Source organism: Pseudonocardia sp. DR1-2 (assembly GCF_023717215.1).
GTDB classification, from domain to species: domain Bacteria; phylum Actinomycetota; class Actinomycetes; order Mycobacteriales; family Pseudonocardiaceae; genus Pseudonocardia; species Pseudonocardia alni.
The window spans coordinates 376,392-395,506 of sequence record NZ_JAMQOF010000003.1; the positions used below are offsets into that span (position 1 = coordinate 376,392).

Here is a 19,115-nt window from a genome sequence, read left to right on the forward strand (position 1 = left end):
CGGATTCTACGGAGGGACCCCCGGCACCCTCATGCAGGTATCCGCACCCCGACCGGCGACGATGCGGGGCGTGACGCCCCCCTCCACCGACCGGAGTACCCGCGCGCCCGTCGTCTCCGGGGCGGTGGCGCTGCTGCTCGGGGCGGGGTTCGTCGCGGTGTCGCTGGCCTACAACCGCGGGAGCCTGGTCCCGCCGCTCGACGACGTCTACATCCACCTGCAGTACGCCCGGCAGTTCGGCGACGGCGAGCCGCTGCGCTACCAGCCGGGTGCGGAGATCACGACGGGCGCGTCGAGCCTGCTCTGGATGGTCCTGCTCGGCGCCGCGCACGCGGTCGGGTTCGACGGCCGGTGGCTGCTCGCCGTCGCCGTCGCGGGCGGGGTCGTCGGCGTCGCCCTCGCCGCGGCGTTCACCTCGGCCGCCGCGACCCGGCTGGGCGGGCGGGCCGCGGGATGGTGGGCGGGACTGCTCACCGCGCTGTGCGGGCCGCTGCTGTGGGGCGGGGCCAGCGGGATGGAGGCGGGCTTGCTCGCGACCCTGGTCACCGGCACCCTGCTGTCCTACCTGCGCGAACGTCCCCGTTTCCGGTGGACGCCGGTGGTCGCGGCGCTACTGGCGCTGACCCGTCCCGAGGGCTTCCTGCTGGCCGCCGCGTTCACCGCCGCGATGGCGTGGACGCTGCTGCGGTCCCGCCCCGGGACGCCCCCAGGGGAACTCTCGTGGCCTAGGTGGCAACGAGGGTTCCCCTGGGGGCGTGCGGCGGCGCGGGGGCTGCTCGTCGCGGCGCCGGTGGTGGTGTTCGCGGCACAGCTGCTGCTGTTCCGGGTGCTCACCGGGACCTCCCAGGCCAACGGGGTGCTCGCGAAGTCGTGGCTGCACACCGGGTTCCTGCACCAGCCGCTGGAGATCGCCGACCACGTGCAGCGCAACGTCGCGGCGCTGCTCGCCTCGCTGGCCGGGCTGTCCGGGCAGGACGTGCTGGCGCCGCTCGCGCTCGTTGTCGCGGTGCTGGGGGTCGCCGCGCTCGCCGCGCGCCGGGAGCGGACCCTCGCGGTCGCTCTCGGCGGCGGGCTGGTGCTGGTGGTGGCGGCCGTCGCCACCCTGACGACGGCGATGTGGCAGGACCTGCGCTACCTGCAGCCGTTCCTGCCGCTGCTGCTCCTGCTCGTGGTGCTCGGCGCCGGTCTCGTGCCGCACCGGACGGCGCGCGGCGGGCTGCTCGCGGTGGTGCTGCTGTTCACCGTCGCCGCGACGCCCGCCTGGGCGCTGCGGCTGGGCCAGCAGGCCTCGGCGATGCGCGAGGGGCCGGTGAGCGTCGCGCAGTGGATCGCCGGGAACGTCCCGCCGGGCGACGCCGTGGCCGTCAACGACGTCGGCGCCGCGGCCTGGTTCGGCGGTCACCGCACCGTCGACCTGGTCGGCCTGACCACGAACGGGATGGCCGCGCCGTCGCTGAACGGACCGGGGACGCTCTACGAGGCGCTGCGCGCGCTGCCGCCGGACGAGCGGCCGCAGTGGTTCGCGGTGTTCGACCGGTGGGGCGGGGTGCCCGTCGCCGACCTCGGCCGCGCCGGGCTGCTCGGCACCGAGCCGGTCATCACCTTCGGGCTCGCCGGGCCGGCCCGGCCGATCTCGGCGTCCGCACCGCAGACCTGCCAGATCGACCGCAGCTGCGACCGGGTGAGCATCTGGCGCGCGGACTGGTCCGCCGCGGACTCCGCGCAGGCACCGGACGCACCCGTGCCCGGCCGGATCGTGGACCACCTGAACGTCGGGGACACCGCCGACGAGGCCGCGCACGGCTGGACGACCGACCCGCCGGTGCTCGGCGTACAGCCGGACTCGGTGCTGGACCGGGCCGTCGTCGCGCCGGGGCGGCTCGTCGCCGACAGCGGCCGGCACGTCGTCGGGGGCGAGACCTTCACCCTCGGCGGCACCGTCCCCGGACGGCCGCTCACCCTGACCGGGCGGATCGGCGCCGGGCCCGCGCTGCCCGGCGAGCGGACCCGGGTGGTCGCCGTCGACGTCGACGGCCGCCCCGCCGGGGAGTGGACGCTGCCGGACGCGCAGCCGTGGGCGCAGGCGTCGTTCACGGTGCCCGGGGAGCTCGTGACCGGTGACCGCGTCACGGTGACCACCCGTCCGGTCGCACCGCTGCTCGCGCCCTACCCCGACTACCGCTCCTACGGGTGGTGGGCGAGCCGCTGACGGCGTCTTCCTAGACTCGGGCGAACCCGCCCGCCGACCACGAACAGGACTCCCCCATGGCCAGCGGCAAGTCCGGCAAGAAGCGACCGTCGATGCCGAGCTCGGTCGGCCGGCGCCAGTTCCCCTGGGGCATGGTCGCCGCGATCACCGTGCTGGTGCTGCTCGCGGGGGCGTTCATCGTCTACCCGCTGGTGCAGCGCAACCAGAACCGGGCCTGGGAGCCCACCGACGACAACCGCAACCCGGCGCTCGCGATCCCCGGCATCGTCAGCCAGGACTACCCGGGCCTGCAGCACGTGCTCGGCTTCCAGCGGGTCGCCTACACCCACAGCCCGCCCTTCGGCGGCGCGCACGACGGCTTCTGGGCCGCGTGCAACGGCGTGGTCTACCCGAACCCGGTCCGCTCGGAGAACCTCGTGCACTCCCTGGAGCACGGCGCCGTGTGGATCGCCTACAACCCCGACACCCTCGACGAGGCGGGCAAGGCCGCACTGTCCCAGCGGGTCGAGGGACAGCCGTACACGGTGATGTCGCCCTACCCGGGCCTCGACGCCCCGATCTCGCTGCAGTCCTGGGGCAACCAGCTGAAGGTCCAGAGCGCCGACGACGAGCGGATCGACCAGTTCATCCGCGCGCTGCGGCTCAACCGCTTCACCCACCCCGAGGTCGGCGCCTCCTGCGACGCCCTCGGCGCACAGGGCTTCGACCAGGACAACCCGCCGGCCTTCCAGCCGATCCCGGAGCAGTCCGCCGTCGACGGGCAGACGATCCTGCCCGAGAACCAGGGCGCGACCCCCGGCGGCGCCCCGGCGCCCGACCCCACCGTCCCCGGGCAGCCCGCACCCGGGCAGCAGGCCCCGGCGCCCGCACCGGCCCCCGGGCAGTGAGGCCCCGATGACGACCCCGGCCGACGAGACCCCGCTCTGGCGGAACCCGATCACGATCACGCTCGGCGTGATCGCGCTGGTCGCGGTGCTCGTCGCCGGGTTCGCGGTACGCGGCGCGTTCGGCCCGTTCGTGCCCGAGCCGGGCTCGGTCGACGTCGGGTTCGCCCAGGACATGACCGTGCACCACCGTCAGGCCGTCGAGATGGCGTCCTGGGAGCGCGACCGCGCCACCGACCCGCGGGTGCGGCAACTGGCGTTCGACATCGAGACCACCCAGAACCAACAGGTCGGCCGGATGCAGGGCTGGCTCGGCCTGTGGGACGCGCCGAGCCTGCCCAGCGGCGGCCACATGGCCTGGATGGACGACTCCGCGCACGCCGGCATGTCCGGCATGTCCGGCAGCGTCGCGACGATGCCGGGCATGGCGAGCACCGCCGACCTCGCCCGGCTGCGGGCCACCCCGCCCGGCGCCGCCCTGGACGTCGAGTTCCTCCAGCTCATGCTGCGCCACCACCAGGGAGGCGTGTCGATGCTGGAGTACGCCCGCGACCACGCCGACACCGCCGAGGTCCGCAACCTCGCCGGGCAGATGCTCTTCTCGCAGAACTCCGAGGCGGACCTGATGCGCGGGCTGCTCGCCGAGCGGGGCGCCGCCCCGCTGCCGCTGAGCTGATCACGCACGGGCCCCCGTGTCGGGGGGTCGCGCAGGGTGCGCTACTGTTCTCCCATCGCACGGCCCCCGTAGCTCAGGGGATAGAGCACCGCCCTCCGGAGGCGGGAGCGCAGGTTCGAATCCTGCCGGGGGCACGTCACAGCTCGACAGAACGCGGCCCCTCACCTGCTGGAACAGGGTGAGGGGCCGCGTTCGTCGTGTCCGGCCGCCACCCGCCGTGGATGGCCCGTTGCGAGTGTTCTCCCGACCGCGCCCCGAAGTCGGCTCAGCCCGCCGATCTGCCCGACGCAGCGTCGATGCGCCGCCGCGTGGCGTCCTGCCGGCCGTCGATCGTCGGTACGTGGACCTTCAGCAGCACCGCCACCGAGTGCTCGGTCACCGGCCGATCCTCCGTCGAGCGTCGGACACCGGCCCCTCGTGGGAGGTCCGACACGCCCGGACCTACGCCATCAGCCCCGGGCCCCTCCTCGGGACCGCCTATCGAACGCGGCGGCGCGGTGCGGAGAAACGCATTGCCGGCGTCAGTAGCCGTTCGGGCGAACCGATCCAGGAGTAGGCGAGCAGACACGGGGACTGTCGTCCGGTCGTGATGCGGTGTTCGTGCCCGGCCTCGTTGAGGATCAGCGAGCCCGGAGCATGCACTGCACCGTCGTTCTCCGACCATTCTCCGGCGATCGCGACGTAGGATTCCTGGATCCCCCGGTGGTGATGCTGGGGATAGACGGTCTCCGGGGCGAAGAGAACCAGTCCCAGAATGATGCGGTCGGACACCACCGGCCCCTTCGGGCCGACGATCTCGCAGTAGCCGTACTTCTTCACCAGCCCCCGCGGAACCTTCTCGTACCCGTGCTCCCACGTCAGCCGGTCGGAGATCCTTCGCAGCGAGTCGCTGAGTACGCCCAGGTCGCCACGCGAGCCCAGGTCCAGTGCGCGACCGAGATGGTCGACCACCGGAAGTCGGGTGGGTTCGCGGCCGACGACCTCCGGGTTGTCCTCGAACACGTCGGCGATCGCCTCACGCACCTGCCGCATGTGCGTGCGGATCGGCCGGCTCCCCCCGGCCGAGCCGAACCGGTAGAGCGCATCGAAGTCGCTGATCGTGTAGGCGAAGTCAGGATGATCTCGCAGGCGTGACGTCCCCATGTCCTCGATTCCCCGTCAGCTCTGTCCTACCTCCGGCGGCTGGTCCCTCTTCGGGCTCCCGGGGTAGGGGCATGCTCGGCTCACACCGGACGTGATGTCAACAGTGGACTCGCCGGGGAGCGCCCCGCGGCCGGCACGATGCTCAGCTGGAGCCGCACACTTCTCGGCCGGGAAAGCGATGTCGGGTCACCCACGTACTTCCTGTCGCCACGTCACTGCGAGCCCTCCGAACCGCACGAGCACCGGTGACAGCCCGGGTACCGGGGCGAGCGACGGAAGGCGGGGAGTTCGAATCCTGCCGGGGGCACGTCACTGCTCGGCAGAACGCGGCCCCTCACCTGCTGGAACAGGGTGAGGGGCCGCGTTCGTCGTGTCCGGCCGTCATCGGCTGTGGGCGACTCCTTGCGGGCGCGCCGGCGACGTCCCGTCGACGGTGCGCGTCACCACCCAGCGGTGCGGGGAGATCGGTCGGGTGCGGGTGAAGCCTCGCCGCTCGAACACAGCCATCGGTCCGGTGTGCAGGTACGAACCCGGGACCGCTCGGTCGTCGGTCTCCTCCGGATACCCCTCCACGACCCCGCCGCCCAGACGGGCGATCTCGGCCAGCGCACCGCCGAGCGCGATGTCGGCGACTCCCCGCCGCCGCAGCCCCTTCCCGGTGAAGAAGCAGGTGATGCGCCAGTCGGGCAGCCGCGCCAGCTCCTTCTCGTACCGCCGCCGGCTCTTGATCTCGGGGAGCTCGTGCGGCCTGCCGAACTGGCACCAGCCCAGACACGTGTCGCCGTCGAGGACCAGTGCGTTGTGGGTGGCACCCGACCGCACGAGCTCACGCTTCTCGGTCCGATTCTGCTGCGGGCTACGGCCTCCACCGAGCTCGACGTGGAAGCCCATGCACCAGCAACCGCCCCAGACACCGTTGTTCGCCTCGACCACTGCGGCGAACGAGGGCCAGGTGTCCTCGTTCAGCATCGCGACCGTGAGAGCGTCCGCCATGGTGGGTCATTCTGCCGACAGGTCGGCGATGGCTCGCTCCTCAGCGCCCGGTGCGGCCGTCGATGCGCTCGCGGAGGATGTCGGCGTGCCCGGCGTGGCGCCCGGTCTCCTCGATCATGTGCACCAGCAGCCACCGCCTCGACGGGGCCGACCTCCGTCCCGCGGGTACCGGCGCCGCCCGGTCCAGGCCGGACCAGGTGTCGACGACGGCGTCGGCCCGGGCGGTGGCCTCCCGGTAGGCCGCCACGACGTCCTCGGCGGTGTCCTCCGCCCGCGGCCGGAAGGTCGCGGGCCAGTCCCGGACGGCCTCACCGAGGAAGTAGTGACGCTCGACGTGCGTCAGGTGCGCGACCAGGCCGAGCAGGCTGGTCCCCGAGGGGACGCCGGGCTCACGGGCGGCGGCGTCCGGGATGCCGAGGGCCTTGGCCGCGACCGCGCCGCGGAGGTGGCCCAGGAACCCGGTCAGGACGCTCTTCTCGTCCGCGGCGTCGGGCGGGAGGGCGGTGTCGCGGCGGGGCACGGGTCAGCTCCGGTGGGTGGCGGCGGCGCCGGCGCGGCGCAGGACCAGGACGGTGTCGACGACCGTGGCGGTACGGCCGTCGGGGCCGGTCGCGAGGCGCCGGGGCTCGTCGGCGCGCTCGACGGCCCATCCGTCGGGATCGAGGCCGAGCCCGGCGGCGATCTCGGCGGCGGTGGGGTGGCGGGCGTCCGGGTCCTGGTTCCACGACCACGGGGCGACGGACCCGTGGTCGACGACGAGGAGCAGCCCGCCCGGGCGCAGTGCGCGCGCGGCGGTCCGCAGCACCGCGTCGCGGTCCAGCGTGAACGGGGTCTGCAGGTACTGGGCGGAGACCAGGTCGAACGTCCCGTCCGGGAACGTCGTCGCGAGGTCGTGGCGCTCGGCGCGGATCCGCGGCGCGAGCCCCTCGGCGCGGCCGCGACGCGCGAGCCCGTCCACGGCGGCGGCGGAGATGTCCACCGCCGTGACGTGCCAGCCGTGCCGGGCCAGCCAGATCGTGTCGCCCCCGGCACCGCATCCGAGGTCCAGGGCCGTGCCCGGTGTCAGCGGGCCGGCGACCTCGGTGAGCAGGGGGTTGGCGCGGGCCTCTCCCCCACCGCGGCGGCGGTAGAGCTCGTCCCAGAAGGTCGCGGGGTCGGACGCGGTCGGCATGGGCTCCATCGGTGGTTCCTCCGGGAGGTGTGGGTGCGGCGTCATCGGCGTCGCCGACGTCGGTACCTCCGCAGCATCGACACCCGCCGTCCCGGGTTGCAAGGAATCTTGCCGATCGGCAATCTGGGGAGGTGGACGACACCGGACACGACGTGCTCGCCGGCGTGGGCCCGAGGTTGCGGGACCTGCGCCGTCGCCGCGGCGCCACCCTCGACCAGCTCGCGGCGGAGACCGCCCTGACCGCGAGCACCCTGTCCCGGCTGGAGACCGGGAAGCTGCGGCCGACACTGGAGCAGCTGCTGCCGCTGGCCCGGGCGCACGGGGTCCCGCTCGACGACCTCGTGCAGGCACCGCCGACCGGTGACCCCCGCATCCACCTGCGCCCGGTGCGCCACCGCGGGCTGGTGTTCGTCCCGCTGACCCGTCGCGGCGGCGGGGTCCAGGCCTTCAAGGTGGTCTACCCGCCGGCCGCCGCGTCGCCGACGACCGCCCTGCAGACCCACGAGGGCTACGAGTGGTTCTACGTCCTCGACGGCCGGGTGCGGCTGGTCCTCGACGACACCGAGCACCTCCTCGACCCCGGCGAGGTGGTCGAGTTCGACACCGGCACACCGCACTGGATCGGCAGCGCCGACGACCGGCCCGCCGAGACGCTCGCATTGTTCAGCCTCCAGGGCGAGCACGCCCACCTCGGCCGGGGCACGACCCGCGCCGGGCGCCACGGCTGAGGCGGCGGCGGGGGCCGCCGTCCGAGCGCGTCCGGCCCGCGGGCGGGTGGCGCCCCGGCGGCGCGGTCGTCGCGCCGCCGGGGCGGCTCAGGCCGGGGCCAGGCCCGGCTCCACCGTGATGGCGGCGACCGGGCACCGGTCCGCGGCGGCGCGGACCGTCGCGAGGCCCTCCTCGTCGAGCGGCGCCCCGGTGGGCCGGGCCCGGACCCCTGCGAACTCGACGTGGTCCGGCGCGATCGCCAGGCACAGGCCCGCGGAGATGCAGCGCGGTGACACCTCGATCCGCCACGCCGCCGGGTCGCCGTCGCGTCCGTTCTCACCCATGCGGTGCTCCCGGCGCCGTCGTCAGCGGGCGTCGGCGTCGCGGGGCGCCGGCCAGTGCACGCCCACGCTCTCCATCCCGGCCAGCACGTCCATGTCCGGGTGGGCGAGCAGGACGTCCTTGTACGACGGGCTGCCGACGACGACGTCCTTGAACGAGCGGAGGAACTCGTCGATCTCCTTCGCCTCGCGCTCGGGGAGGCCGAACTCGGCGTAGGCGGGCGTGACGATGTCGTCGAACAGCGCCGTCCAGTACTCCTCCGTGACGCCCATCCCGCGGTGCGCGGTGGCCATGTCGGGGCCGGTGTAGGTGTGCGGGCCGCCCCAGTGCTCCCCGAGGAACTCGACGAAGCCGTTGATCTCCTCCTGCACCTCGGCCTGGCTCTTGTGGTTCCAGATGTGGCCGATGGTCGGGTCGAGCATGGCCCGCTGCACGAGCGTCTTGGCCAGGAAGGTGACGACCGGCAACCCGCCCAGGCGGTCGTAGAGCGGGCGGTCGTCGGTGCTGGTGGTGGGGTCCGCTGCGTCGGTCATGGCGCGACACTCCGGTCCCGGCGCTCGATGCGTCAACGAACGGCGACGCATCGACAAGACATGTGACGCGGGCGCAACCACCGCCGGAGCAGCCGGTGGTCCACTGATCGGTGTGGAGGTCGACACCAGAGCCGTCCCCGCCCGCGAGCGGCTGGAGTACTGGCACGAGTCCGTGCGCGACCGTTTCGTGCCGCTCCTGGTCGTCCCGGCGGGCCGGGAGGTGCAGGGCCGGATCCGGTTCCGTGAGATCGGCAGCACCCGGGTCCGGCGCATCGCCGGCACCGAGCACACGTTCCGGCGGCGGGACAGCGACATCCGGCGGGGCGGCGACCCCGAGGAGCTCAACCTCCTGTTCGTCAACCGCGGCACGACGGTCGTCGAGCAGGACGGGCGGACGGCGACACTCACGCCCGGGGACTTCCTGCTCTACGACAGCGCCCGGCCCTTCGAGTTCCGCACCCGGGGCGCCCTCGACTACACGATCCTGCTGATGCCCAAGGGCCTGCTGGGACTGCCCGGCGGGGTGGACGCCACGTGCACGGTCCGGCCCGGGTCCGCCCGCGACGGTCTGGCCGGGGCGGTGCGCCACCTCGTCGCCTCTCTCGTCCCGCCGAAGCGGACCGGCGGTGACATCGACGACGACCTGGCCCTCCAGGAGTCGCTGCTGGCCGCGGTCTCCTGCCTGGTCCCCACGGCCCCGTCCGGCGGGCCCGCACGGGTCCCCGTCGCCCTCGTCCGTGCTCTCGTCCGGCGGCACTTCCGGGACCCCGGACTGTCCCCGACGACGATCGCCGGGGCGTGCGGGGTCTCCGTCAGCCACCTGCACCGGGTGTTCGCCGGCGAGGAGCGCACGGTGGCCGCCCTCATCCGGGAGGAGCGGCTGCAGGCGGCGGTGCGGTCGCTCGGCTCGCCGGCGAGCCGCCGCGAGTCCGTCGCCACGATCGGTCGCCGGTGCGGGCTGCCCGATCCGGCGCACTTCAGCCGGGTGTTCCACCGGCGGTTCGGCGTCTCGCCGCGCGAGTTCCGGGACCGGTTCGTCGGGGCCGGGGCCGGTGCGCCGATCCGCCGCCGGGCGCAGTGACCGGAGCCCAGCCGGGCGGGTGTCCGTCCACGACCCGCCGGGCCGTCGACGACAGCTGAGCAGCGGAGGGAACCATCGCGCTCGGGGGCCTGCCGACCGCGGGCGGGGTGCACAGCCCGACCCGCGGACTGCCCGACGAGGCCCCGCCGCAGCCCTGGGCCGGTCCCGCCGCCCCGGCCGGGGGGGACGGCGGGGCCAGAGGGTCTCAGCGCGTGCCGGGGCGGGCCAGCATTTCCGGGCGCAGCAGCCGGGCCAGCTCGTCGGCCGGGATCAGGCCCCGTTCGACGACGAGCTCCACGACCCCGCGGCCCGACGCGAGCGCCTCCTTCGCGATCTCGGTGGCGGCGGCGTAGCCGATCGTCGGGTTCAGGGCGGTGACCAGCCCGATCGAGTTCTCCACGTAGCCGCGGAGCACGTCGGTGTTCGCCGTGATGCCCGCGACGCAGCGGGTCGCGAGCGTCCGGCACGCGGCGCCCAGGTGCGTGATCGACTCCGACAGCGAGTGCAGGATGATCGGCTCGAACGCGTTGAGCTGCAGCTGTCCGGCCTCGGCGGCCATGGTGACGGCGACGTCGTTGCCGATCACCTCGAACGCGACCTGGTTGACCACCTCCGGGATCACCGGGTTGATCTTCCCGGGCATGATCGAGGAGCCGGCCTGGACCGGCGGCAGGTCGATCTCGTTCAGACCGGCGCGCGGGCCCGAGGACAGCAGCCGCAGGTCGTTGCACGACTTCGACAGCTTCACCGCGATCCGCTTGAGCACACCCGACAGGTGCACGAACGCGCCGCAGTCCTGGGTGGCCTCCACCAGGTCGGCCGCGGTCCGGACCGGCACCCCGGTGATCTCGCCCAGGTGCGCACACGCCGCCTCGGCGTAGCCGGGCGCCGCGTTGAGACCGGTCCCGATCGCCGTCGCGCCGAGGTTGATCTCGTGCAGCAGCGCCGCGGCCTCGGTGAGCCGCTCGCGGTCCTCGCCCAGCATCACCGCGTACGTGCCGAACTCCTGGCCGAGGGTCATCGGCACGGCGTCCTGCAGCTGGGTGCGACCCATCTTGAGCACGTCGTGGAACTCGACGGCCTTCGCCGCGAAGGCGCGCTCCAGCACGTGCATCGACTCCGACAGCTCGCGCACCGCCAGGATCGTCGCGACGTTGACCGCGGTCGGGTAGGCGTCGTTGGTCGACTGGGACATGTTGACGTGCTCGTTGGGGTGCACGACGTCGTAGCGGCCGCGCTCGTGGCCCAGCAGCTCCAGCGCCCGGTTGGCGACGACCTCGTTGGCGTTCATGTTCGTCGAGGTGCCCGCACCCCCCTGGATGACGTCGACGACGAACTGGTCGTGCAAAGCCCCGCCCCGGATCTCGGCGCAGGCGGCCACGATCGCGTCGGCCACCTCCGGCTCCAGCAGCCCCAGCTCCCGGTTGGCCAGGGCCGCGGCCTCCTTCACCGCCGCGAGCGCCTCGATGAGGTGCGGGTAGGCGGCGATGGTGGTGCCGGTGATCGGGAAGTTCTCCCGGGCCCGGGCGGTGTGCACGCCCCAGTAGGCCTCGGCGGGGACGTCGCGGTCGCCGAGCAGGTCGTGCTCGTGACGGACGGCGCTCATGCGGTCTCTCCTTCGGCGGTGGCCAGGGGTCCGGTGACCCGCAGGTCGGCCCGGCCCGGCGGGAGGTGGACGCCGCACCGGGCGAGTGCGGCGGTGACGACGGGGCGCAGGGCGCGCAGCCCGCCGTCGGCGATCTTCACGGCGACGGCGGTGCCGTCCGGCAGCGCGGCGACGGTGACGGCCTCGAAGCCGTCCTTGGCGAGCAGGCCGGGCACCGCCCGCATCAGCGCGGTGACCGGGCGCCGCGATCCGCCGACGAGCTCGGGGTGCCGGCGCATCCCGGCCGCGACCAGGCCGTCCGGGGACTCCGGGTCGGCCGTGACGAGCCGGGCCAGCGCGCCGGCCAGACCCCGCAGCGAGACCGCGAACAGCGGTGCCCCGCAGCCGTCGACGGCGGTCCGGGCGACCGGGGCGCCGGTGAGGTCCTCGACGGTCCCCCGGATCGCGGTCTGCAGCGGATGCCGCGGGTCCAGGTAGCCCTCGGTCGGCCAGTCGCGCAGCAGGCAGGTCCGCAGCATCGCGGCGTGCTTGCCGGAGCAGTTCTGCGCCAGCTGCGACGCGGACCGGCCCGCGGCGAGCCAGGCGTCCCGCTCCTCGGGGTCGTAGGGCAGGTCGGCGGGGTTGCCCAGCGCGCCGACGCCGATCGGGCCGAGCAGCGCCCGGACGGCGCCGAGGTGGGCCTGCTCACCGGAGTGGCTCGCGGCGGCGATCGCGAACCCGGACGGACCGGGTCGCAGCCCGAGCCGGGCCATCGCCGCGGCCTGCAGCGGCTTCGCCGTCGAGCGGGGGTAGAACGCGACGTCCGGGTCCCCCGCGGCGAACAGCGTCGAGCCGTCCGGGGCGAGCACCACGACCGAGCCGTGGTGCACCCCCTCGACCATGCCGTCGCGCAGGAGGTGCACCAGCGGTTCGTGGGCCGGTACCCCGATCCTCGGCGGGGCGGCCAGCTGGGTCATACCGTGTCGTCCTCTCCGGCGTGTGTGCTGTGGGCCGTGGTGTCGTCCGCGCCGAAACCGGTCCGGTCGAACGCGGACATGTCGATGCGGTTGCGGACCGCGTACCAGCCCGCGACCAGGGCGCCGACGATCACCGGCAGCCCCATGAGGGTGATCCGGCCGACCTCGTCGAAGGCCATGAGCACGACGACGGCGGCGAGGAACACCAGCGTCGCGACGTGCGTGTACGGCGCGCCCGGCAGCCGGAACGCGGGCCGCTCGACGCCCTCGCGCCGGCAGCGGCGCACGAACAGCAGGTTGCTGATCATGATCGTTCCCCAGGTGCCGAGGATGCCGATCGCGGCGAAGTTCAGGACGATCTCGAACGCCTGCGCCGGGACCACCGCGTTGAGCCCGACGCCGAGCACGCAGATCGACGAGGTCAGGAGGATCCCGCCGTAGGGCACCCCGCGCCGGCTCATCACCCCGGTGAAGCGGGGTGCCGACCCCGACGCCGCCATCGAGCGCAGGATCCGGCCCGTCGTGTAGAGGCCGGCGTTGAGGCTGGACAGCGCCGCGGTGAGCACGATCAGGTTCATGATGCTGTCCGCGCCGGGCAGCCCGAGCCGGGCGAGCACCGTGACGAACGGGCTCTCCCCGGCGGAGTACTCCGTCCACGGCAGCAGCATCGTCAGCAGCACCACCGAGCCGACGTAGAACAGCGCGATCCGCCAGACGATCGAGTTGATCGCCCGCGGCATGACCTTCTCCGGGTGCTCGGTCTCGCCGGCGGTGACGCCGACCATCTCGATCGCGGCGTAGGCGAACACGACGCCCTGCACGATGAGCACCGCGGGCAGCAGCCCGGCCGGGAGGATCCCGCCGTTCCCGGTGATCAGGGACGGTCCGGGGGTGACCCCGTCGACCGGGGTCTGCGTCGCCAGCAGCCAGATGCCCAGCAGCATGAACGCCACCAGGGCGCCGACCTTGACGATGGCGAACCAGAACTCCAGCTCGCCGAACAGCCGCACCGACACCAGGTTGACCACCAGCACGACGGCCAGCGCGACCAGGGCGAGGACCCACTGCGGGACCGGGGTGAAGAACGACCAGAAGTGCGCGTAGAGCGCGATCGCGGTGATGTCGGCGATCCCGGTCGTCGACCAGTTGAGGAAGTACATCCAGCCCGCGACGTAGGCGCCCTTCTCCCCCATGAACTCCCGGGCGTAGGACACGAACGCACCCGACGAGGGCCGGTGGAGGATCAGCTCACCGAGCGCCCGGACCACGAGGAACGCGACGACGCCGCAGACCGCGTAGACCAGCGCGAGCGCCGGTCCCGCCTGGGCCAGACGGCCGCCGGCACCGAGGAACAGCCCGGTCCCGATCGCCCCACCGATGGCGATCATGTGGATGTGCCGGGCCCGCAGGTCCTTGCGGTAGCCGGAGTCGCCGGGGTCGGCGACGGGGGCGGGTCGCGTCCGGGTCACCGGGTCACCCCGCCCTCGCGCACGATCCCGGCCAGGGTCTGCTCCACGTGGCCCAGGTGGGCGGTCATCTCGGCGACGGCGCGCTCGGAGGAGCGTTCGGCGATCGCCGCGACGATCCGCCGGTGCTCGGCGTTGGACTGCTCGCGCCGGTCGCCCAGCTTGTTCAGGAACGACGACTGCGCGGCCAGCGCCTCCCGGATCTCCTCGATGACCTTGGCGAACGCGGGGTTCCGCGACGCCCGCGCGATCGTGATGTGGAACAGCGAGTCCAGGGCGACCCAGGTGGCGTCGTCGGTCTCGGCGTCCATCCGTCCGACCAGGTGCCACAGCTCGTCGAGGTCGGCGTCGTCGTGCCGCACGGCGGCGTAGCCCGCGACCGGGATCTCGACGTGCCTGCGGACCTCGAACAGGTCGCGGGCGCTGTAGTCGCCGAAGGTCGGGTCGTCCGTCGGACCGGTCGCGACGACGAAGGTGCCGCGCCCGGTGCGCGACTCGGTCAGCCCGAGCGCCTGCAGGCCCCGGAGCGCCTCGCGGACCACCGACCGGCTGACCTCGAACTCCGCGCTCAGCGCCGCCTCGGCGGGCAGCTTGTCGCCGACCTCGTACTCACCCCGCTCGATCATGGCTCGCAGGTGGGACAGCACGGCCTCCATGGCGCTGACGCGACGGGGACCACGCTGTCCGGCTGTCTGGCTGTCTGACAGGTTCACGGTGCAAGAGAGTGACGGGGAGGGGCGCCGCTGTCAAGAACCGGGGCCGCCCGGCCGAGGGCCGCCCGGCCCCGGTCGGTCGGCCGCCGTCAGCCGGGCGCCGTCAGCCGGTCTCCTCGGCCAGCGCGACGAGGATGCCGTCCGGTCCCCGCACGTAGGCGAGCACGTGCGCGCCGCCGAACGGCACCACGTCGCCGACCGGCACGGCGCCGTGTCCGCGCAGCCGGGCGAGGGTCTCCGCCACGTCGGTGACCGCGAACATGATCCGCCGGATGCCGAGCACGTTCACCGCGGCGCCCGGGTCCCCGGCCGGCGACGACGGCGACACGAACCGCATGAGCTCCAGCCGGCCGTGCCCGTCCGGCGTCCGCACGACGGCCATGTCGCACCGCACGCCGTCGAGCCCGACCAGCCGGTCCACGTCCGGGCCCGCCACCGTCGCCCGGCCCTCCTCCTCCAGGCCGAGCGCACCGAAGAACGCGACCGCCTCGTCGAGGTCGGTGACGACGACGCCGACGTTGTCCATCCGCAGCACGCTCATGACATCCTCCCGACCGCGCGGCCCCGGTGGCCGCGTCCGCCCCGGGGACGGAGCCGGTCCCCGGTTCTCGACATGTGTCAGCCGAGGATCTCGACCAGCCCGCTCCCGCCGTCCACCCGGACCCGCTGACCGTCCCGGATCAGCCGGGTCGCGCCCTCCACCCCGACCACGGCGGGCAGGCCGTACTCGCGGGCGACGACGGCGCCGTGGGTCATCCGCCCGCCGACCTCGGTGACCAGCCCCGCGACCGTGACGAACGCCGGCGTCCAGCTGGGGTCGGTGTAGGCGGTGACCAGCACGTCCCCGGGTTCGAGCGCGGCCCCGGACAGGTCGGCGACGACGCGGGCGCGGCCCTCGACCGTCCCGGCCGACACCGCGAGCCCGGCGAGCGCTCCGGGCGGCACGTCGTCGCGGTGGTAGGAGCCCTGCAGGCACTCGCCGTCGGAGGTCAGCACCCGCGGCGGGGTCAGCGCCTCGTACGCGGCGAACTCCGCCCGCCGGGCGCGCACCAGCGCGAGGTCGGCGTGCCCGGTGCGCGAGACCTGCTCCAGCTCGTCGAACCGCAGGTAGTAGGCGTCGGTGCGGTCGTCGAGCACGCGTGCGGCGACGAGCCGGTCGGCCTCGGCGAGCAGCGCGGCCCGGTAGACCGCGTAGCGCGAGACCATGCCGAACTTGGGGAACTCGCGGTAGCCGATGAAGGTCCGCAGCCGGTCGATCATCAGCGCCGTCCGCGCGGCCCGTGCCTCGCCGTCGACCCCGGCCCGCAGCCGGGCCAGCAGGTCGTCGCGGGTCGCCTCGGCGGCGCGGCGCCCCTCCTCGAACCGGCGGCGCCCGGCGCCGGGCTCCTCGCCGTCGACGTGGCCGAGGATCAGCGGCACGAGCGCGGCCGGGCGCTCGTGCCACCGCGGCCGGCTGATGTCGATCTCGCCGACGCAGCGGGCCCCGTAGGCGTCGAGCCAGCCGACGATCGCGTCGCGGGCCACCGTGCCGCCCTCCACCGACCCCAGCGCGTCGAGCACGTCGTCCCCGGCCTCGCGCAGCAGCGCCACCGCCGCCGGGTACGGGCGGACCACGTCGGCGACGTCGAGCAGCGCGAGCCCCATCTGCGAGGTCACGTTGTCGGGCACCGACCGGGTCAGCACGTCCGACGGCCGCTCCCCCAGCCACTCGCCGACGTGCTCGTCGATCCAGTACGCCGCGTCCATCGCCGTCATGAACACCCGGGTGCTGCGCGGGTTGCTCAGCCGCGCCCGCAGCTCGGGGATGTCCTCGCGGATCGCGACGAACAGCTCCGGTCCGACGCGGCCGTGGATCCGTCGCGCCGCGTCGGCCACCGACGCCCGTCCCTCGGCGACCAGCTCGGCGACCAGTGCCGGGTCCGGGTCCAGCGGCTCAGTGGTCGGCGCGCCGTGCACCGGGGCGGGCGTCGCCGGATCCTCACCGAGCGGGACCGCGCCGCGGTCGAGCACGGTGCGCAGCGCGTCGGTCGTCAGCGGGTCCGACCGGCCCATCACCGCGAGGAGGCCGGCCCGTCCGGAGGGGGTGCCCAGTGCGGCGGTGACGTCGACGAACAGCCGCCCGCCGGCCTCGGCCATCGGGCGCGGCGTCGTCATCTGCCAGAACGACAGCCCGAGCGGACGCATCGCGTCGGTCATCATCTGCTGGTAGCCGACCGACAGGTAGACGTGGAGGCGGTCGTCGCCGGTGGCGGGGACCGGGAACAGCGTGGTGATCGGGCGGCTCTGGACGACCTGGAACCGGCCGCCGGACAGGCACCACTCGATGTCCTGCGGGCTCCCCAGCCCGGCCTCGACCGTCCGGCCGAGCCGGACCAGCTCCCGTACCCGGTCCTCGGTGAGCAGGGGCGGGCCGTCCGGGTCGAGCCGCTCGGTGCGGGTGCCGCCGCCCGGCGCAGGCTGCACCGCGACCGTCCGCGGTGCGATCCGCGTGTCGACGACGGTGTCGGCGCGGACCGTCCACGCGTCCGCGGCGACCAGGCCGGACACCAGCGCCTCCCCCAGCCCGGGCACCGCCTCGACGACGGTCACGGTCCGGTCGGAGGTCACCGGGTCGGCGGTGAACAGCACCCCGGACACATCCGGGACGACCATCTCCTGGATCACCACCGCAATCGCGACGGCGCGGTGGTCCAGGCCGCGGCGCCGGCGGTAGGCCACGGCGCGGTCGGTGAACAGCGACGCCCAGCAGTCCCGCATCCGGTCGAGCACCGCGTCGGCGCCGACCACGTTCAGGTACGAGTCCTGCTGCCCGGCGAACGACGCCGTCGGCAGGTCCTCGGCGGTGGCGCTGGAGCGCACCGCCCACGCCGTCCCGGCCGGGGCCCGGCCGACCGCCGCGGTGACCGCCGCCGCGACGTCGTCGGGGACCGGCCGGGACGCCACCAGCCCGCGGAGCTCGGCGGCGACCGCGGCGAGCCCGTCGGCGTCGTCGGCGGGCAGTCCGGCCAGGCGGTCCAGCAACGCGTCGAACCCGGGCGCGCCCCCCACGACGGCCCGGTAGGCGCCGGTGGTCACGCACCAGCCGCCCGGGACCGCGACCCCCGCCGTCCGGGTCAGCTCCCCCAGGTGCGCGGCCTTCCCCCCGACGACGCCGAGCCGGTCCCGGCCGACCTCGCCCAACTGCAGCAGCACCTCGTGCACTCCCACCCCCGTGTCACCACGACGCCGCAGGTCACGGCGCCGGGCGCAGAGTCTGGCGCGGTCCCCGGGTCTTGCCGCAAGTCCCCCGGTGCGTTATACGTTGACCATGGCGGGAGGGACTCCCGCCATGGTCGTCAGCCGCAGGTGGGCGTGGTCGGCAGATCGGCGAAACGGGCCTTCAGGAACGCCAGCGCGCGGGCCTGGCCGTCGGGGTACCCGCCGAGGTGACCGGGGACGGGCGACGGCCGGAACTCGACGTCGGCGCCGCGGGCGCACCAGCGCTCGGCGAGCTCCTCGCCCTGGCCGAACGGCACGATGTCGTCGGCGACGCTGTGCACGATCAGCACCGGCGCCCCGGGCGTGCGACGCCCGATCAGCTGCTCGTCGACCCGGCTCGCGAAGGGCTCCTCGTCGAGGAACGCCGAGATCGGGCGTCCGTCGGCGGACAGCGCCTCCGAGCGCAGGCCCGGGTAGCGCAGCGCGGAGTCCTGGGTGCACTGCTCGCGCAGCTCGGCGACCACCTGCCGGCCGCGGTCGTTGAGCAGGTCCTGCACCCCCAGGTCGGGGTAGGCGGCGTCGAACCCGGAGACGGCGTAGCCGAGCAGCGCGACGGACGGGCCGCCGTCGAGGGCCCGGCCGGTGGCGCGCAGGTCGGCGGGAGGCGCGCCCGCGTAGGCGCCGACGAGGTCCAGCTCGGGGGCGTACTCCGGGGCCAGCTCGACCGCGGCCGCCGACGCGCCACCGCCCTGGGAGTAGCCGTAGAGCGCGGTCGGGGCGTCCTCCGGCACGCCGACGCCGGCCCGCTGGGCGGCGCGCGCCACGTCGAGCAGGGCGTGCGCCTGCGCCGCGCGGTTGACGTAGGTGTGCTCGCCGGGCGTGCCCAGACCCTCGTAGTCGGTGACGGCCACGGTGTAGCCGCTGGTCAGCAGCGCACCGATCGCCGGGGCCTCGTACTCGGTGCCGGCCTGCAGCTGCCGCGACGGCGCGCAGCGGTCGGCGAGCCCCTGGGTCCCCGCGGCGAAGCCGACGACCCGGGTCGGCCCGGGCGCCGGGACCAGCGGGGTGAGGACGATCCCGGTCACCGTGACCGGGCGATCGTCGGTGTCGAGGCTGCGGTAGAGGATCCGGGTCGCCGTCGCGGCGGGCACCGTCGGGGTGAGGACCCGCTCCGCGGACACGACGTCACCCGGCGCACCCTCGCCCCCCGGCCCGTCCGGCGATGCCAATGCCTGCGGCACCGCGACCACCGCCGCGACGACCGCCACCACCCCCGCCACGACCGTCGCGCGCAGTCTCGTCCTCATGCCCGTCCCCCTCCGCAGATGATCTCCACTGGACTGAACGAGCACCCGTCCGCCGGGGAACGGGCGGCACCGCGACCGGACGTTGCGACACGGTCGCGGCGGGCGCCGTTCCGGCACTGTCGACGGGCT

The 19,115-nt window shown here is 74.5% G+C and carries 18 protein-coding genes and 1 tRNA gene; 6 read left to right on the plus strand and 13 right to left on the minus strand.

Annotated features, from left to right (window positions below; translation table 11 throughout):
* Positions 1-70 precede the first annotated feature (70 nt).
* The 4 genes from ND486_RS10555 (at position 71) to ND486_RS10570 (ending at position 3,903) form a co-directional block, all read left to right on the plus strand.
* Positions 71-2,209, plus strand: a complete 2,139-nt coding sequence (locus ND486_RS10555) for a hypothetical protein (RefSeq protein WP_251784143.1) — start codon at positions 71-73, stop codon at positions 2,207-2,209.
* Between the two features lie 56 nt (positions 2,210-2,265).
* Positions 2,266-3,096 (plus strand): DUF3105 domain-containing protein, encoded by an 831-nt coding sequence (locus tag ND486_RS10560; protein WP_208820538.1) that lies wholly within the window; start codon positions 2,266-2,268, stop codon positions 3,094-3,096.
* Between the two features lie 7 nt (positions 3,097-3,103).
* Complete coding sequence (locus tag ND486_RS10565) at positions 3,104-3,769, plus strand: DUF305 domain-containing protein (RefSeq protein WP_251784145.1); 666 nt, start codon at positions 3,104-3,106, stop codon at positions 3,767-3,769.
* 62 nt (positions 3,770-3,831) lie between these two features.
* Positions 3,832-3,903 (plus strand) — tRNA-Arg (locus ND486_RS10570).
* Between the two features lie 343 nt (positions 3,904-4,246).
* Here the strand turns inward: ND486_RS10570 and ND486_RS10575 are convergent.
* From ND486_RS10575 to ND486_RS10590, 4 genes are all read right to left on the minus strand, one after another.
* Positions 4,247-4,912, minus strand: a complete 666-nt coding sequence (locus ND486_RS10575; protein ID WP_251784147.1) for a dimethylsulfonioproprionate lyase family protein — start codon at positions 4,910-4,912, stop codon at positions 4,247-4,249.
* 381 nt (positions 4,913-5,293) lie between these two features.
* Positions 5,294-5,905, minus strand: coding sequence for a GNAT family N-acetyltransferase (locus tag ND486_RS10580; protein ID WP_251784149.1), 612 nt, complete (start codon positions 5,903-5,905; stop codon positions 5,294-5,296).
* A 40-nt stretch (positions 5,906-5,945) separates the two neighbouring features.
* Positions 5,946-6,425 (minus strand): DinB family protein, encoded by a 480-nt coding sequence (locus tag ND486_RS10585; protein ID WP_251784151.1) that lies wholly within the window; start codon positions 6,423-6,425, stop codon positions 5,946-5,948.
* 3 nt (positions 6,426-6,428) lie between these two features.
* On the minus strand, positions 6,429-7,085 hold the full coding sequence (locus tag ND486_RS10590; RefSeq protein WP_374231397.1) for a cyclopropane-fatty-acyl-phospholipid synthase family protein: 657 nt from the start codon (positions 7,083-7,085) through the stop codon (positions 6,429-6,431).
* 122 nt (positions 7,086-7,207) lie between these two features.
* Here ND486_RS10590 and ND486_RS10595 point away from each other — a divergent pair, with 122 nt between their 5' ends.
* Positions 7,208-7,804, plus strand: coding sequence for an XRE family transcriptional regulator (locus ND486_RS10595; protein ID WP_251784153.1), 597 nt, complete (start codon positions 7,208-7,210; stop codon positions 7,802-7,804).
* An 87-nt stretch (positions 7,805-7,891) separates the two neighbouring features.
* On the opposite strand, the gene ND486_RS10600 is transcribed toward ND486_RS10595, so the two are convergent.
* Positions 7,892-8,128 (minus strand): ferredoxin, encoded by a 237-nt coding sequence (locus ND486_RS10600; RefSeq protein WP_251784155.1) that lies wholly within the window; start codon positions 8,126-8,128, stop codon positions 7,892-7,894.
* Positions 8,129-8,149: 21 nt separating this feature from the next.
* A complete protein-coding gene (locus ND486_RS10605) occupies positions 8,150-8,659 on the minus strand; it encodes a group 1 truncated hemoglobin (protein WP_208820528.1) in 510 nt (169 codons plus the stop codon).
* Positions 8,660-8,771: 112 nt separating this feature from the next.
* Between ND486_RS10605 and ND486_RS10610 the strand changes: the two genes are divergently transcribed.
* Positions 8,772-9,740: a helix-turn-helix domain-containing protein gene (locus tag ND486_RS10610; RefSeq protein WP_251784157.1), complete on the plus strand. Its 969-nt coding sequence runs from the start codon at positions 8,772-8,774 to the stop codon at positions 9,738-9,740.
* A gap of 205 nt (positions 9,741-9,945) precedes the next feature.
* On the opposite strand, the gene aspA is transcribed toward ND486_RS10610, so the two are convergent.
* The 7 genes from aspA to ND486_RS10645 all read right to left on the minus strand — a co-directional run bounded on the left by aspA (position 9,946) and on the right by ND486_RS10645 (position 18,986).
* Positions 9,946-11,346 carry an aspartate ammonia-lyase gene (gene aspA, locus ND486_RS10615; RefSeq protein ID WP_251784159.1) on the minus strand — a complete coding sequence of 467 codons (1,401 nt, stop codon included), beginning with the start codon at positions 11,344-11,346 and terminating at the stop codon, positions 9,946-9,948.
* Positions 11,343-12,302, minus strand: a complete 960-nt coding sequence (locus ND486_RS10620) for an asparaginase (RefSeq protein ID WP_224401535.1) — start codon at positions 12,300-12,302, stop codon at positions 11,343-11,345. Before ND486_RS10620 ends, aspA begins: the two co-directional genes overlap by 4 nt.
* Entirely contained in the window at positions 12,299-13,690 is a 1,392-nt protein-coding gene (locus tag ND486_RS10625) for an amino acid permease (protein WP_251784432.1), read from the minus strand. Before ND486_RS10625 ends, ND486_RS10620 begins: the two co-directional genes overlap by 4 nt.
* 77 nt (positions 13,691-13,767) lie before the next feature.
* A complete protein-coding gene (locus ND486_RS10630) occupies positions 13,768-14,424 on the minus strand; it encodes a FadR/GntR family transcriptional regulator (RefSeq protein ID WP_251784161.1) in 657 nt (218 codons plus the stop codon).
* A 160-nt stretch (positions 14,425-14,584) separates the two neighbouring features.
* On the minus strand, positions 14,585-15,022 hold the full coding sequence (locus ND486_RS10635) for a VOC family protein (protein WP_251784162.1): 438 nt from the start codon (positions 15,020-15,022) through the stop codon (positions 14,585-14,587).
* Between the two features lie 77 nt (positions 15,023-15,099).
* Entirely contained in the window at positions 15,100-17,688 is a 2,589-nt protein-coding gene (gene rph / locus ND486_RS10640; RefSeq protein WP_251784171.1) for a rifamycin-inactivating phosphotransferase, read from the minus strand.
* A 128-nt stretch (positions 17,689-17,816) separates the two neighbouring features.
* Entirely contained in the window at positions 17,817-18,986 is a 1,170-nt protein-coding gene (locus tag ND486_RS10645; RefSeq protein WP_251784173.1) for a lipase family protein, read from the minus strand.
* Positions 18,987-19,115 lie beyond the last annotated feature (129 nt).